Origin of the sequence: Streptococcus sanguinis (genome assembly GCF_003943655.1) — a bacterium.
Classification (GTDB): Bacteria; Bacillota; Bacilli; order Lactobacillales; family Streptococcaceae; genus Streptococcus; species Streptococcus sanguinis_F.
In genome coordinates, this window is record NZ_RJMM01000001.1 from 140,396 (window position 1) to 156,789 (window position 16,394).

Annotated in this window: 13 protein-coding genes; 8 read left to right on the forward strand and 5 right to left on the reverse strand. The window is 43.7% G+C overall.

What is annotated here, in order from left to right:
• The first annotated feature begins 244 nt into the window (after positions 1 to 244).
• Positions 245 to 2,374 (forward strand): transglutaminase domain-containing protein, encoded by a 2,130-nt coding sequence (locus tag D8886_RS00695; protein WP_125433913.1) that lies wholly within the window; start codon positions 245 to 247, stop codon positions 2,372 to 2,374.
• Positions 2,375 to 2,481: 107 nt separating this feature from the next.
• On the opposite strand, the gene D8886_RS00700 is transcribed toward D8886_RS00695, so the two are convergent.
• From D8886_RS00700 to D8886_RS00715, 3 genes are all read right to left on the reverse strand, one after another.
• Positions 2,482 to 4,206: an ABC transporter permease/substrate binding protein gene (locus D8886_RS00700; protein WP_125433914.1), complete on the reverse strand. Its 1,725-nt coding sequence runs from the start codon at positions 4,204 to 4,206 to the stop codon at positions 2,482 to 2,484.
• 14 nt (positions 4,207 to 4,220) lie between these two features.
• Positions 4,221 to 5,411 carry a quaternary amine ABC transporter ATP-binding protein gene (locus D8886_RS00705; protein ID WP_002898349.1) on the reverse strand — a complete coding sequence of 397 codons (1,191 nt, stop codon included), beginning with the start codon at positions 5,409 to 5,411 and terminating at the stop codon, positions 4,221 to 4,223.
• Between the two features lie 248 nt (positions 5,412 to 5,659).
• Positions 5,660 to 6,301, reverse strand: a complete 642-nt coding sequence (locus D8886_RS00715) for a GntR family transcriptional regulator (RefSeq protein ID WP_002896558.1) — start codon at positions 6,299 to 6,301, stop codon at positions 5,660 to 5,662.
• A 184-nt stretch (positions 6,302 to 6,485) separates the two neighbouring features.
• Here D8886_RS00715 and D8886_RS00720 point away from each other — a divergent pair, with 184 nt between their 5' ends.
• The 6 genes from D8886_RS00720 (at position 6,486) to D8886_RS00745 (ending at position 13,528) form a co-directional block, all read left to right on the forward strand.
• A complete protein-coding gene (locus tag D8886_RS00720) occupies positions 6,486 to 7,343 on the forward strand; it encodes a Cof-type HAD-IIB family hydrolase (RefSeq protein WP_002901458.1) in 858 nt (285 codons plus the stop codon).
• The gene (locus D8886_RS00725; protein ID WP_125433916.1) at positions 7,343 to 7,975 is read left to right on the forward strand and encodes an SGNH/GDSL hydrolase family protein; all 633 of its coding nucleotides are present in this window, start codon (positions 7,343 to 7,345) and stop codon (positions 7,973 to 7,975) included. The genes D8886_RS00720 and D8886_RS00725 overlap by 1 nt, the downstream gene beginning before the upstream one ends.
• Before the next feature lie 313 nt (positions 7,976 to 8,288).
• Positions 8,289 to 10,064: a pyruvate oxidase gene (gene spxB, locus D8886_RS00730; protein WP_125433917.1), complete on the forward strand. Its 1,776-nt coding sequence runs from the start codon at positions 8,289 to 8,291 to the stop codon at positions 10,062 to 10,064.
• A gap of 154 nt (positions 10,065 to 10,218) precedes the next feature.
• Positions 10,219 to 10,566, forward strand: a complete 348-nt coding sequence (locus D8886_RS00735; RefSeq protein ID WP_125433918.1) for a VOC family protein — start codon at positions 10,219 to 10,221, stop codon at positions 10,564 to 10,566.
• 144 nt (positions 10,567 to 10,710) lie between these two features.
• Positions 10,711 to 11,859 (forward strand): DUF3592 domain-containing protein, encoded by a 1,149-nt coding sequence (locus D8886_RS00740; RefSeq protein ID WP_446677709.1) that lies wholly within the window; start codon positions 10,711 to 10,713, stop codon positions 11,857 to 11,859.
• A gap of 229 nt (positions 11,860 to 12,088) precedes the next feature.
• Positions 12,089 to 13,528, forward strand: coding sequence for a 6-phospho-beta-glucosidase (locus D8886_RS00745; protein ID WP_125433920.1), 1,440 nt, complete (start codon positions 12,089 to 12,091; stop codon positions 13,526 to 13,528).
• A 97-nt stretch (positions 13,529 to 13,625) separates the two neighbouring features.
• On the opposite strand, the gene D8886_RS00750 is transcribed toward D8886_RS00745, so the two are convergent.
• On the reverse strand, positions 13,626 to 14,573 hold the full coding sequence (locus D8886_RS00750) for an alpha/beta fold hydrolase (protein ID WP_125433921.1): 948 nt from the start codon (positions 14,571 to 14,573) through the stop codon (positions 13,626 to 13,628).
• 390 nt (positions 14,574 to 14,963) lie between these two features.
• Positions 14,964 to 15,629, reverse strand: coding sequence for an HXXEE domain-containing protein (locus tag D8886_RS00760; protein WP_125433922.1), 666 nt, complete (start codon positions 15,627 to 15,629; stop codon positions 14,964 to 14,966).
• Between the two features lie 95 nt (positions 15,630 to 15,724).
• Here D8886_RS00760 and D8886_RS00765 point away from each other — a divergent pair, with 95 nt between their 5' ends.
• Positions 15,725 to 16,285, forward strand: a complete 561-nt coding sequence (locus D8886_RS00765; protein WP_208447622.1) for a TetR/AcrR family transcriptional regulator — start codon at positions 15,725 to 15,727, stop codon at positions 16,283 to 16,285.
• Positions 16,286 to 16,394: the final 109 nt, after the last annotated feature.

A 16,394-nucleotide genomic window follows, 5' to 3' on the forward strand; every position in this document is an offset into this window, starting at 1 on the left:
TAGAAAGAACCAAGTCCTATCTGGCTTGGTTTTTTCTATATTTTAAGATGGGAATTTTGTCGACCCCTCTTGATTTTAAAAGCAACTAGAGGAAAAGCAGTGTTTTGAGGAAAGCTGTCTCTATAAAAAAGTAAGAATTTATTCTCAAAATTGCAGACATATGAATCCGTTTGCAAAAAACAAAGACGCCTCAAATAAAATATGGTATAATATGTTAAGAATATCTATTTCAGGAGGGAAAATCATGAGTAGGAAAATCCGTTTCATTTCTCTGCTTACTTTGTTGATTTGTTTTCTGATGGGCTGCAGTCTTTTTCAAAAGAACGGTGGCGGTCCAGGAGAGAAAGGCAGCCAATTTTCGGAAAGTGTTCGTAAGCTGAGAGAAAAATACAGCAAAAATACTCCTTATGATGTCCAAGAAAAGGTCATTCAGATCAAGGAAAATGAGCCTATTACATTTCCGACAGAGGTACAAAAGCCTAACGATTTTGAGACACTGCCACATGCAGGACAGACTGAGTTGATTTCTTCCTTTGAAATTTATGGAGACAGCAACTTACGAGCTATTTTAGGAGGTGACTTTAAGCTGAATGATAAGCGGCAGATAGTGATTGAGCCCGCTTATCATTTCTCTGCGACTAGAGTAGAGCCAAATGGAGAGCATACGGAATATGGTCTAGCCAAGCAAGGTGAGAGCTGGGGTGTCTTTGATACGGTCTATTTGCTGCAACGGGATGATGAGCGCACAGGTAAAAAGCTTAAAAAGCCAAAACTTTGGATCGTTAAGATAGATAAGAAAGGGCGCGATAAGCTAGCTCTGAAAACCAAGAGCAGTCTGCTCGGAGATGGTCGCTTGCAGCTGGAATGGACGGAAGTGCCGGGAGCGGACTCTTATTCCATTATAAAAAGAGAGTATGTAACCATACCTGGCAGTGATACCAAGACAGGTCTTTATAACTATAAAGAGGTCGATCGGGTCACTTCGACAGTGTATCGGACAGATTTGCCTACCCACTATGATAGCCGCAACGGCGGCCGTTCCGGAGATGATCCGATACTTGCCAGACAACGGTTGCTGCAGGCTTACGATCAGGATTACAGTAAGAAAACGGTTGAGAAAAAGCCTTATGAACTCCTTGTTGTTCCCCTCAAAGACAAAGAAGCTTTAGGCACGATCAGCAATCCTATCTCATCTGATAGCTTTGCGAAACTGATGCCGAATCAAATCGATTTTCGGACTTTTTCTGACCAGGTTTCCGCTCTGCGGCAGAAGGGAAACATTCCTGAAGAAGCACCACTGCAGATGATGGATGGCCAGATTCAGAACTTTCCAATCGTCTATGAAAAAATTGAAAAAGAAGGCCGGGATGTCAGATGTCTGGTCTCTATCAAGGGCATGCCTACTGTCAAAACGGACTTTTTCATTGAACAGGCTAGTGTAGAAGAAGTGCAGCCTGTTGTAGATAAGCATAATGAAAAGGTCAATAAAGAGGAAAGCAAGTCGGGTGTTTCAGAGAAATATATCAGTGTAGAGCAGGCTGACTTGGATCTCAAGGGTAAAACAGTCGTTCATGATGTTAGCGATATTGAGGAAAGAGTGGCAGCCAGAAGTGCAGCGCAGGAATATTTTGCCAAGGCCCTTCTGTCCGATGCAGAATATGTTGATTACAGTGAGTTTCCAGAGCTGAGTGAAGGAGATGTCAGTGAATTGCTTCACGATGTTTTAGAGCAAAATCCAGTCATTCAGCAGGGAGTAGTTCCTGCCATTGATGCTAAGCAACATGTGGTACACTTTAAATATGATGCTGACGAAACAGCCAAATATAAGAAAGCCCGTAAAAAGGTCAAAGAGATTGTCAAAGACATCATCAAAGACCAGATGAGCGACAGAGAAAAGATTGAGGCAATTAATCAGTATATGATTGAGCATATTAGCTATGATAAGGCTGCTTACCAAGGCTTTTTGAATTACAAAACATCTATTGAGAATAAAGAATCAGAAGAGGCTATTTCAAAAGCGTTTAAAGATATGCAGGACGGTATTCGTAAGTATGAATCTAGTTTTGATATTACTGGTCCGCTATTTGAGGGTAAGGGAGTTTGTCAAGCTTATGCTGTGACCTTCCAGGCTCTTGCTCAGGAAGCTGGTCTCGAAACCATGTATGTGAGTGGAAATACAGATGATTTTGACCCGCATGCTTGGAACTTCGCAAAAGTAGATGGTCAGTGGCTGGCCTTAGATGTTACCTGGAATGACTCTGATGGAGACAGCAATAAAAAAGAAAATGAATACTTGCTATTGGCCATGGATAATCCACTCTATGCGCAGAGCCACTATGCTTTTGACAGATACGAAGATGCTATTAAAGAATGATGATCCAAATAGAAGCAATCTTTAAAAGATGCCTAAGCCTTGTAAGGCAAGGAAGAAGCCAATCAAAAACCCTGAGATAACAGTATCTCAGGGTTTTTTCTATACTTTTATTTCTTCCAGCTTTCGACTTCTTTTTGGTGGTTTTTGATCCACTCTTTGGCTGCAGCTTCTGGTGAGCTGCCTTCGTTAATCTTAAGCATGACTTCTTCCATGTCCTTTTGGGTCCAGTTGAAGTTATCTAGGACCTTGTTGACTTCTGGCAAGTCCTTGTCTAGATTTTTTCGAGTAATAGTGTGGATAGCTTCCTTGCCACCCATTGTTCCCTTAGGATCCTTGAGGTACTTGAGGTCGTATTTGGAGAACATCCAGTGAGGTGACCAGCCGGTTACGATGATATCTTCTTTATTCTTAATAGCTTGATCCAGAGCAGTGGTCATGGCTCCTGTTGAGGAAGAAGAAAGATTCCAACCACTGAGATTGCTGTATTCTTGCATAGTCTTCTCAGTCGCGGTCATGATACCAGCACCGGGCTCAATACCTGTGATGGTTTTCTTGGCTTGTTCTGACAGGTCTTCGATGGAGTCAGCATCCATATAACTTGGTACGACTAGCCCTGTCTTAACGCCCTCAAGGTTTGGCCCCAAGTCCACTAGCTTATCCTTGTACTCCTCATAGAGAGCAGCGTGGGTGGTCGGCAACCAGGCAGAAACCATGGCATCAGCTTCGCCATTGGCAACGGACTTCCACATAACGGCATTGTCCAGCGGTGTGATGGTGACATCGTAGCCCATTTCCTTGAGAGCTTCCGCTACGACATTGGTTGAGGCAACTTCGGAGTCCCATTCAACATAGGCAAGGTTGACTTTTTCTTTTTTGCTTTGCTGGAGCTTGGTCACTTGATTTCCGACAAAGGCTGTCAGGATGACAGCAGCCAGAGCAGACCAGAGCATAATCTTGTTGCGTTTTTCCTTGGCAGTGACCGGTGATTTTTTAGCCAGAGGTTGGTTGAGCTTCTGGGTCAGGCGGTCAATGATAATGGCCAAGATAACCAGAGATACCCCATTGACAAATCCGGAACCGATGTCGGCATGCTGCAAGGCAGAGAGAACGCCGCGGCCCAGTCCTGGCGCCCCAATCATAGAGGCAGTAACGACCATAGATAGAGCTAACATGATGGTCTGATTGACCCCAGCTAGGATAGTATTTTTAGCCAGAGGCAGCTCAACTTTGAAGAGCTTCTGCTTGCCAGTGCCCCCGAAGGAGTCTGACGCTTCAATCAGCTCGGTCGGAATCTGACGAATGGCTAGATTGGTAAAGCGGACAGTCGGTGGCAGGGCAAAGATGACAGAGGCAAAGACCCCAGGCACCATACCAATACCGAAGAAGGCCACGGCCGGTATCAGATAGACAAAGGCCGGCATGGTCTGCATAAAGTCCAGCAAGGGCTTGATAACTGCTTCGACACGATTGCTCTTAGCCATCCAAATCCCCAGTGGAATACCTATGATAATGGAAATGGCACTGGAGACGATAACCAAGGTCACAGTGTTCATAAGATTTTCCCAGAGTCCTTGGTTGTAAACAAAGAGCAAGCCTAGGAAGGTGAGCAGGGGCAGTCCCAGCTTACGCTTGGAAATCAAATAGGTAAAAATAGTGATGACTGCGATAAAGAGCAGGGGCGGAATGAAGAGCAGGGTGTCTGTCATTCCATTCATGATGGCATTTCCGATAGCTTGAAGGACCGAGAAAAGTCCGGAGAAGGTATCAGTTACCCAGTTAGTAAAGGCCTCAACCCATTGAGAAACGGGGATTGGCTGTTGTAAAATATTCAAAATACGAACCTCCCTTATTCTTCAGATTCAGTAGTATTGGCCAAGGCTTCGATGACTCGACCTTTGATAATAACGCCGACTAACTTGTCCTTATCATCTACAACGGCCAGAGGCGCTGGTGAATCGTAAATCAGCGGGAAAATATCAGTAATCAGGGTTTCCTGAGTGACCTTGCGGACGTTCTTATCAATCACTTCAGCCAGTGCTTGATGCTGTTTACGGGCATCGCGGGCGGCTTCGGCAGTTAGACTACCCTTAAGATGCCGCTTCCTATCCACAGCCAGCAGCATACTGACCTCTTCTTTTTTCATCCGATTAAGGGCCACGGTTGGTCCGTCGATGTCAATGTTGGTAGTCAGTGGCGTTGTCATAATATTCTGAGCAGTCAGGACCTTAGAGCGGTCCACATCCTCAACGAACTCTCGAACGAAATCATTGGCTGGATTGGTCAGGATTTCCTCACCGGTGCCAATCTGCATAATCTGACCGTCAGCCATAATGGCAATACGGTCACCGATACGCAGGGCCTCATTGAGATCGTGCGTGATAAAGATAATGGTACGCTCATGCTCTGCCTGCAGATCCAGCAGCTCATCCTGCATTTCGCGGCGGATAAGGGGATCTAGAGCTGAGAAGGCCTCGTCCATGAGCAGAATATCAGGATTATTGGCCAAAGCTCGAGCTAAGCCAACCCGCTGCTGCATCCCGCCGGAGAGCTGATCGGGGTATTGGTCCTTGAAAGAGAGGAGACCGGCATTGTCCAGAGCTTGTTCAGCTAGGCGCGTGCGCTCCTCCTTATCAACACCTCGGACTTCCAGACCGAACTCAGTATTTTCCAGAATGGTCCGATGTGGGAAGAGGCCGAAGTTCTGGAAGACCATATTGAGCTTGTGGCGGCGAACGTCACGCAGCTCCTCTTCGTTCATCTTGGCCACATCTTGGCCGTCAATGTAAATGTCGCCTGATGTTGGATCAATCAATCGGTTGAGCAGGCGGATAAGGGTAGACTTCCCACTACCGGACAGTCCCATGATGACAAAAATTTCTCCAGTCTGAACCTCAAAGTTTACATCGTAAACTCCGACAGTAGCACCGGTTTTTTCTAAAATTTCCGTTTTGCTTTTGGCTTGCTGCACCATTTCCAGTGCCTGCTTTTGCCTTTTACCGAAAATTTTAGTCAAATGTTTTACTTCTAGTTTATTCAACGTATTTCTCCTTTTGTACAAGTGACTACATGTTTATTTTTATAAGTTGTCACTTAAAAGACCATCACAGTATAACATCGTGTGGTCACTTTGTCAAACCCAAAAGACCGTCAGACCGGTCTTTTTCGGCTATTATAAAAAAGGGAGTGGGGATTTTTGGAATATTTCTGAAAGTCATAAAAACCTTGTCAGACAGCGGATTCGCCTGTCTATTCTGTTTTTTTGACAAAGAAAAAACAAGTGCTGTTTCACTTGTTTGTTTCAATTTCATTAAAAAATAAATTATGCATCAAACCGACTGATAATTCGTTGCCAACAAAATAGATGGTATTGCCGGCTTCCAGCTTGGTATAAGGACCAGGCGAGATTAGGAGTTGGTCTCCCTGCTGGACTGCGACAATGGTAGCGCCAGTCGAGTGCCAGATATTGAGCTCATTGATAGATTTTCCTAGGTTGATGGCGTCTGCTGAGAGCTGGAGCTCGTAGGGATTGAAAGGGAAGCGCTGCTGGACATCTTTAGTTCGGCTGAGAAGCTGGTTAAGCAGCTGGGAAAAGTTAGCAAATTCTTCCTCTTGGCGCTGGATGCTCTGGTGGAGCTTGCTTTTGAGATCCTGCAGAGAGTTGACATCTTTATAGGTCTCAAGAAACTGCTGGGCTTTTTCCTTGGAGGAAATGAATGCCCCGCTGCCATGGCGGACTTCCATGATTTCCAGATCTACCAGCACATTAATAGCCTTGCGGGCTGTCTCGGGAGAGACATTGAAGTTGCTGGCTAAGGTAGAGCGAGCATAGATTTTGCTGCCGATGGGATATTTGCCGTCAACGATTCGCTCGGCAATGGCGACGGCAATCTGCTGGTAGCGTGGGAATGCGACTTCTTTTTTGCTCATGAGGACCTCCAATTTTACGACAGGAATATAGCTATGATTATAATATAAAACTGGAAGATTGAAAAGTGCCCTTTGTAAAATCGACCGTCTTAACCGCCTCTTCTTGCCTTTCTTTTTACTTTTTTAAGTAGTATAATATGTCTAAAAGTCAGAGGTTTTCTGGAAAAGAGGCAATCCAAATTGGATGATAAAGATAGAAATGGATAAAAAGATGACTGTAAAGATGATAGCGACAGACATGGATGGAACCTTGCTGGATGGACAGGGACAGCTGGATTTGCCTCGTCTGGCTACTATTTTAGATGAGCTGGAGAAGAGAGACATTCGCTTTGTGGTGGCTACTGGTAATGAAATTCCACGGATGCGACTGCTATTGGGAGATTTGGTAGAACGCATGACCTTGGTAGTCGCCAACGGAGCGCGGATTTTTGAAAAGAACCAGCTAAGCATGAGCAGCTTCTGGGAACCTGGATTGATTAGGGATGCGCTGGCTTATTTTTCCGGTCATGAAAGGGAGCTTCAGCTGGTTGTGACCTCCGAAAGAGGTGGCTTTGTTCAGGAGGGTACAGAGTTTCCCTTGATTGAAAAAGTCATGACTAAGGAAATGGCCCAGCTTTTCTATAAGCGGATGAATTTTGTGCCAAGCCTTCAGGATTATCCCTTTGACAAGGTCTTGAAAATGAGTATGATGGTAGAAGAGGCTGCAGCAGCAGAGCATGCTCGTCTGATTAATCAGCATTTTGCAGGCCGATTGAGCGCAGTTGCCAGTGGTTACGGAGCCATTGACATCCTCCAAGATGGGATGCACAAGGCTTGGGGCTTGCAGCAGCTGATGGCTAAGTGGCAGATTCAAAGCTCGGAAATCATGGCTTTTGGGGATAGTGAAAATGACATAGAAATGCTTGAATTAGCTGGTATTTCTTACGCTATGGAAAATGGTGATGAGCGAGTCAAAAAGGTAGCAGACTACCTAGCACCGGCCAATACAGAAGCCGGTGTTCTACAGGTGATTGAGCAATACCTAGAAGAGGAAAAAGAATAATGGCAGTACAATTACTAGAAGAATGGCTTCTCAAGGAGCAGGCAAAATTGCAGCAAAACTACAGAGAGCTCAATCAACTCTCCGTCAAGGAGCCAGACATCATCTTTATCGGAGATTCTATCGTAGAATACTATCCATTGCAGGAACTATTGCGGACGGATAAGGTCCTGATTAACCGCGGCATTCGGGGCTATAAGACTGATTTGCTTTTAGACAACCTAGATGCCCATCTCTTTGGGCAGGCTTTGGATAAGGTCTTTATCCTGATTGGTACCAATGATATTGGCAAGGAGATGCCTCAGACAGAAACGCTGGCGAATTTAGAAGCCATTATTCAGGAGATTTCTCGCGACTATCCTCTGGCTCAGATCCAGTTGCTGTCGGTCCTGCCGGTCAATGAAGCTCCAGCCTACAAGAGCACGGTCTATGTCCGCAGCAATGAAAAGATTCAGGCCCTTAATCAGGCCTATCGCCAGCTGGCTAACGCCTACATGAATGTCCAATTTATCGATCTCTACGATGCTTTTCTGAACGGGGAAGGCCAGCTGCGCCCAGGCTACACAACTGACGGCCTCCATCTGACCATTGCTGGCTATGCAGCCCTGTCCAAGGTTTTGCAGGAATATTTGTAGTTTCTTCGAAAAAATATAGCTCTGTTTTATCAGAAAAGAGCTTTTTTATTTTCTTAAACTTACAAAAGTTTTCTGTGAATGATGCTTGATTTCAAAGGGATTATGAAAATTATTATAAAACACATTGGACTTTGTGAAAAAATTCAGGGCTATGTGTTATGTAATAGTTCTATATCATCTCTGAGCATATTCTTATACAAGAGCGAGAAAACATGATAAATTGATAGAGTAAAGTTTCTTGAAGCGTTTTCATTCACAAGTGGAAATGTTTTCAACAACTGAAAATTTATTTTATTGAAGGGGAGTTATTATTATGACTCAAGGAAAAATTACTGCATCTGCAGCAATGCTCAACGTATTGAAGACATGGGGCGTAGACACCATCTACGGTATCCCATCAGGAACACTCAGCTCACTCATGGATGCTTTGGCTGAAGACAAAGATATCCGCTTCTTGCAAGTTCGCCACGAAGAAACTGGTGCTCTTGCAGCGGTGATGCAAGCTAAATTCGGCGGCTCAATCGGGGTTGCAGTTGGTTCAGGTGGTCCAGGTGCGACCCACTTGATTAACGGTGTGTACGATGCAGCTATGGACAACACTCCATTCCTTGCTATCCTTGGATCACGTCCAGTCAACGAACTCAACATGGATGCCTTCCAAGAGCTTAACCAAAACCCAATGTACAACGGTATCGCTGTCTACAACAAACGTGTCGCTTACGCTGAGCAATTGCCAAAAGTAATCGACGAAGCTTGCCGTGCTGCAGTTTCTAAAAAAGGTCCAGCTGTTGTTGAAATCCCAGTAAACTTTGGTTTCCAAGAAATCGACGAAAACTCATACTACGGTTCAGGTTCATACGAACGTTCATTCATCGCTCCTGCTTTGAACGAAGTTGAAATCGACAAAGCTGTTGAAATTTTGAACAAGGCTGAGCGTCCAGTTATCTACGCTGGATTTGGTGGTGTTAAAGCTGGTGAAGTGATTACTGAATTGTCACGTAAAATCAAAGCACCAATCATCACAACTGGTAAAAACTTTGAAGCTTTCGAGTGGAACTACGAAGGTTTGACAGGTTCTGCTTACCGTGTTGGTTGGAAACCAGCTAACGAAGTGGTCTTTGAAGCAGACACAGTTCTTTTCCTTGGTTCAAACTTCCCATTTGCTGAAGTTTACNAAGCATTCAAGAACACTGAAAAATTCATCCAAGTGGATATCGATCCTTACAAACTTGGTAAACGCCATGCCCTTGACGCTTCTATCCTTGGTGATGCAGGTCAAGCAGCTAAAGCGATTCTTGATGAGGTAGACGCAGTTGAGTCTACTCCATGGTGGCGTGCAAACGTTAAGAACAACCAAAACTGGCGCGATTACATGAACAAACTCGAAGGTAAAACTGAGGGTGAATTGCAGTTGTACCAAGTATACAATGCCATTAACAAACATGCTGACCAAGACGCTATCTACTCAATCGACGTAGGTAACACAACTCAAACATCTACTCGTCACCTTCACATGACTCCTAAGAACATGTGGCGTACCTCTCCACTCTTTGCGACAATGGGTATTGCCCTTCCTGGTGGTATCGCTGCTAAGAAAGACAATCCAGACCGTCAAGTATGGAACATCATGGGTGACGGTGCATTCAACATGTGCTACCCAGACGTTATCACAAACGTTCAATACGACCTTCCAGTTATCAACCTTGTCTTCTCAAATGCTGAGTACGGCTTCATCAAGAACAAATACGAAGACACAAACAAACACTTGTTTGGTGTAGACTTCACAAACGCTGACTATGCTAAAATCGCTGAAGCACAAGGAGCTATTGGATTTACAGTTGACCGTATCGAAGACATCGACGCAGTCGTTGCAGAAGCTGTAAAACTCAACAAAGAAGGTAAGACAGTTGTCATTGATGCCCGCATCACGCAACACCGTCCGCTTCCGGTAGAAGTTCTTGAGTTGGATCCAAAACTTCACTCAGAAGAAGCAATCAAAGCCTTCAAGGAAAAATACGAAGCAGAAGAACTCGTACCATTCCGTCTCTTCTTGGAAGAAGAAGGCTTGCAATCACGCGCAATTAAATAATTCCTCTCGCTGAAAATCAAATTTAAACTGTGTTATCTTCACCTTGCCGTACCCCAGTACTGCCTGCGGTTCGATGTCTTGTTTATAACTTGATTTTCTTAGAGCGGAACTTGAAAAGATCGGAGCAATCCGGTCTTTTTATGGAGAATAGTCAATGAATTTAAATCAATTAGATATTATCGTTTCAGATGTTCCTCAAGTCTGTGCTGACTTGGAGCGTATTTTGGATAAAAAGGCAGACTATGTTGACAACAGNTTTGCTCAGTTCACGATTGGCAGTCACTGCCTCATGTTGTCTCAAAATCATTTGATTCCTTTGGAAAATTTTCAGTCAGGCATCATTCTTCACATCGAGATTGAGGATGTAGACCAGAACTACAAACGGTTGAAAGAGCTTGGTGCCGAGATTTTACACGGCCCAGCTGTAACTGATTGGGGAACAGAATCCCTGCTAGTTAAAGGACCTGCTGGTCTAGTGATTGATTTTTATCGAATGAAATAGGTCTGTTTAACATAGAGAAAAGCTAAAAATCCCTGACCTATGGTATAATAGGATAATATGACAAAAGACAATACTAGTTCAAACAAATTATACAAACTACTCTTTGCTTTATTCAGCTGTTTCGTGGGGCTGTCGTTTCTGTTCATGATGCTGAAAGATGTCTCGTCCACTAATTGGTATAAGAGTCGATTTCAGGGGTGGCAGACCATAACGGCTGAGGTGAGCGATTTTACGACCAGTCCGGAAAATCGCTCTACGCCCACTTACTACCCTATTTATCACTACATTGTTGATGGCCAAACCTACCAAGGGATTTCAGACATCTATCAATATGAAGTGCCTAAGTCTGGGCAAACCATTAGCATTCTCTATAATCCCAAGTCGCCTGATCAGAGCCAATATAAGAATGACATCCCCATCCCTGTCCTTGTACTCATGCCATTGCTGGGATTCTTATTATTTATGGCATTTGCTGCCGGCTCCCTCTATCAGGCCTTTAATCCTCTACAGGAGCCAAAGCCGCAACCCAAGGCGGCAAAAAGCATCAGCATTGTTGAGGGAACAGTTCGTAAAGAGAATCCCATTGTATCTTTAGTCTACCTAAGCCTGATTATGATAGCCCTCACTTATATCTGTATCACTGCAACAGGGCAATTCAAAGCCGTATTTTATGGTTGGAAAACTACATCCGCTCAAGTCATTGACTATGATGTGTATGAAACCGGAGGAAGTAGAGGAGGAGGAGGATTAAGTCTTTATAATAGCATCTACCAATATCAAGTAGACGGCGTAACTTATGAAGGCCATTCTGTTCTCGGTAGATTTACACAACCCAAAATTCAAAGTCAAATCCCTATTGCCTATAATCCTGAGTATCCCTATCAGAGTGCTTCTAGTGAAAACCGTCATTTCTTTTATATAGTCTTCTTGCCTGGCTTTAGTCTATTGCTAGTCGGCAAGATTCTCTCTCTAATCATTGCTGCTTGGATAAAGAAGGCTAGCCTCGCTCAAGCCAGAAGACTAGGGCCTGTCTATGACGGATATATTATCGATGTTATCCCCGCTGAACAGTTTAGAGAGTATAATCAGTTGCATGAGATTTGGCTTGAATTTGAAATTAACCAAGTGCCCTATCAAACCAGCATTTGCCTTCCCTTAAGAGAGCATCATTTTATTTCTTACAGCCAGAATCCTAGACCTATCCCAGTCTATGTGGATCCTCATGATGATAGCCAGTTCCTGATAGATGACAATGACATCTATGCCATCACAAATCAAATACAGATTAGTTGATCTCCCTCCTAATGCCAGCTCCCTCATCATTGACCAGCAACTGGCTGTCCTACTGTCTTGACCTGCTTTGATGTGCCTCTACATGAGCTGAAGAGTATCGGGAACGCTGAACCTCACAGACATCACAGACCTTAGAATAGTATGAGTTTTTAGTAGGATGCTAGAAGTTTATTTACTGATTGTTTATTATAATATAAGAAAAACGTTTAATTGGTAAGGAGGCAAAAAGATGACTGAAAAAATGACTTTTCCGGATGGTTTCTTGTGGGGCGGAGCGACAGCTGCCAACCAGTGTGAGGGCGCTTATGATGCAGATGGTCGTGGGCTGGCTAATGTAGATGTGGTGCCGATTGGTGAGGACCGTTTGGCCATCATCACGGGGAAGAAAAAGATGTTTGACTTTGAGGGCGGTTATTTCTACCCAGCCAAGGAAGCTATTGATATGTACCATCGCTTTAAGGAGGACATTGCCCTCTTTGGTGAGATGGGTTTTAAGACCTATCGTCTGTCCATTGCTTGGAGCAGGATTTTTCCTAAGGGGGATGAGCTGGAGCCCAATGAAGCTGGCCTGAAGTTTTACGAAGACCTCTTTAAGGAATGCCACAAGTATGGCATTGAGCCTTTAGTGACCATTACTCACTTTGACTGTCCCATGCACTTGATTGAGCAATATGGCGGTTGGCGGAGCCGTCGCATGTTGGAATTTTACGAGCGTCTCTGCCGCACTCTCTTTACCCGCTACAAGGGATTGGTCAAGTACTGGCTGACCTTCAATGAAATTAATATGATTCTGCATGCACCATTTATGGGGGCGGGGCTCTGCTTTGAAGAAGGCGAAAATGAGGAGCAGGTCAAATATCAAGCAGCCCATCATGAGCTGGTCGCGTCAGCTATTGCCACCAAGCTGGCTCATGAGATTGACCCGGAAAACAAGGTCGGCTGTATGCTAGCGGCGGGTCCATACTATCCCAATACAGCTCATCCAGCTGACTATTGGGCGGCCATGCAGGAAGACAGGAAAAACTATTTCTTCATTGACGTGCAGGCGCGTGGTGAATATCCCAACTACGCCAAGAAAGCTTGGGAGCGCGAGGGCATCACTGTTGAAATGACAGAAGAAGACCTGCGGCTGCTCAAGGAGCATACGGTGGACTTCATTTCCTTCTCTTACTACTCTAGCCGGGTGGCTTCAGGCGACCCTAAGGTCAATGAGCTGACCGAGGGCAATATCTTTGCTTCTCTGAAGAACCCTTATTTGGAAGCTTCTGAGTGGGGCTGGCAGATTGATCCTCTGGGCTTGCGCATTACGCTTAATACCATCTGGGATCGCTATCAAAAGCCTATGTTTATCGTGGAGAATGGTCTGGGTGCAGTGGATAGTCCGGATGAAAATGGCTATGTGGCTGATGATTACCGGATTGACTATCTGACGGCCCATGTCAAGGCTATGCGGAAAGCCATCAATGAGGACGGTGTGGTGTTGTGGGGCTACACGACCTGGGGCTGTATTGACCTGGTATCAGCCGGCACTGGCGAGATGAAGAAGCGCTACGGCTTTATCTATGTGGACCGGGACAATGAAGGCAGGGGAACACTCAAACGTTCCAAGAAGAAATCCTTTGACTGGTACAAGGAAGTCATCGCGACTAACGGAGCATCTGTGAAATAGAAAAAAGGCTGAGATATGAATGTCTCAGCCTTTTTCAAGTATGTATGTTTTATAGGAACTTTAGTCTAACTGAAATTTAAATACTTTTCAAGATTTATTATTTCAAGAAATCCTTTATTTGCTGGGCGATTTCCTCTGGCTTTTCGTCATGGATATAGTGGGAGCCTTCTAATGTCACAAGTTTGGCTTGGGCATTTTGCGCAACAAACTCTTCCTCTAGCTTGGGAGCTTCTCCGCCTTTCTGGACAGCCGCAAAGATAAGAGTCGGAATCTGCGGCACGGGTTCTTTGTTAATCGTTTCAACATTTTTCTTCCGATTCTTGACTTCGTTCATGACCGCCTGAGTGATTGACCGCCGGTGGAACAAGGCTTTAAAGATAGCTTTTTCCTGATCATTGAGGGCCCCAGACTTTATGGCTGGGCTGCTATTTTCATCAAAGAAAATCGGTAGGCGAGCCAAGCCTAGCATTCTCCCCAGCTGGATAGTCTGATAAGAGCCATAAAATTTCTGCTGGTCGGCCACCTCCGTATGGGGCATGGTCATATCCAGCCCGATAATAGCTTCTACTTCTTCTGGGTAATGATTGGCCCAGTGAATCGTTTCTAAACCGGCAATCGAATGCGGAACCAAAACATAAGGACCGGATATCTTAGCAGCTTTGAGGGCCTTACGTGTCTGCTCCACTTGTCTATCCAATGAGCGGTCATCGTTTCCATCATCGCTGTAACCATAGCCTAGACGTTCTACCACGACGATGCGATAATCGTCCTCCAGCTTGGAATAAAGAGCCTTGAAATCCAGAACCGGAGCATTGGTGCCCAGTCCCGCTAGGAAAACCAAAGTCTTCTTGCCCTTGCCGGCAGTGTAGACATTAAGCTTCTTACCCTCTACCTCGACTAGCTGACCAATCGGCTTCTCAATGAGTTTGCTTTCCTGAGCTATTTGAAAGCGGTGATAGAGAAAGATAGCCAATAAGGCCAGAGCTAAGAGTCCTACCAGCCAAGTGATTGTTTTAAGGACAAATATAAAGATTCTTTTCAACATAGGGATTCCTTTCTGTTCATCATATTTTAGACTCGCATACTTTTATTTATAATCTTTACTTCAAGCGGTCATATAGTGATTTACACTAAAAGCGAATAGAAGTTTAATCAGGTAAAGTGATAAAAGAGCTGTCATACTGATTGGCAATTTACTGTAACTAATAAGAAGAATGCAACCCCACCATAGAAGTACCAGTTAATGCTTGAACCCTGCAATCTTTCAATAGTTCTCTAACAAACATTAGATATGTCTGGTTGGCCGCAAGTCCAAACTTAAAATAGTAGAATAAAACTAGGCCACTTTTTGATTTTCGGTGAGTATTAGTCGCTCAGTTATGCCTTTGACTTCTCATAGAATTTTTGAAGAAGATTATGAAATAGGGAAGGGAATTCAGTTTTTTTCTCTTGCAATATATTTTTCATAATAACGATTGCTATCAAAAGGATAAGGGGTATCTTTTGATTTGAACAGTTGCTCAGGGATAAGAACGACACTGCTTACAAGAACTGTTCCACTGATAATGGCTAAAATGATTATTGGCAAACCGGGGAGATTTGTAGGATACTGGCTCAGAACATAGTAGAGAGCATGAAGCGTAAAGACAACCGCTGTCGCAAAACCTGGGTTATAAATGGTTCTTTTTCCTACTGTTCGAAAACGTCGGTACATACTGAACCCAAAAATCAGGTGGCCAATCATTTCAAAAAAGCAAAAGATAAGATTCCAGATGACAATGATCTGATTGACACCGTAAAAAAGACAGACAATACCAATTAATTCAGCTAACATAATAGTCAGCATATCAGAAAATTGATTCATAGGATAGCGATCGGGCTTTCGAGAGCGCCGAAGCATGTTGTAGTTATAATGAAAACCGCCAGGAAATCTCCATTCCTCTAGACAGTGAAAAGGGAGCATGACATAGATTATAGCGACAAATCTGCTTCCAGAATCTAGTGTAGTCCAATTTGTGATAAGATATAAGAGAATACCGATTCCCATAGCAAAGAGAATGGGAATCCAGATTTTTAACCAAACAGAAATCAGTTTGGACATAACAATACCTCATTTATATAAGATAAGTCTAGTATAGACAAAATCTGCCATGAATGATACCAACAATTTTGCCCAAAGTGTCCGAAAGGAAAGTCATGAGTTTGTTATTTGCATTAGAAGAAACCAGAGAATTTTTTATGGAAGCTTTTCTCAAGGCTTTACGCGAAAAGCCTTTAAATAAAATATCAGTAAAAGAACTTTGTCAAAGGACGGGTTATAATAGGTCGACATTTTACTACTATTTTGAGGATGTTTACGATCTCAGGAAGCAAGTGGAAACCAATTTGATTCACTCTATCATTTCTGAAATCAGTCTGCAACCAAATCTGACAGACGAGAAATTTATAAAATCGTTGATTACTGTTCATAAAGTCTATGGTGAAATAATCGTATTTCTAAACAGAGATTCTTCCTTTTATGAATCTTACAAACAAGCCTTGCAACCTCATTTGCTGGCATTTTTAAAAGTTGAAAAACTAAATACAGAATTAGACTTGATTTTTGATTTTGTAATGGGAGGGATTTTCGCGCTGCTAGAAAAATATGCCAGGCAGGATATTCCCTTAACAGTTGAGGAACTAACCCTCTTTATTCAAGAACAAATTAACAAATTATCAGTTTGGCATTCATACTCAAATAATGAAAATTCACACTAGGCAGGAATAACTTGAGTATGAATCAAAAAACGTATGACATGTTACTATTTGATAGCTAAGCATATGTTTTCTCTTTCTCGCCTATCTATTCTGTCAACCTGACACTGCT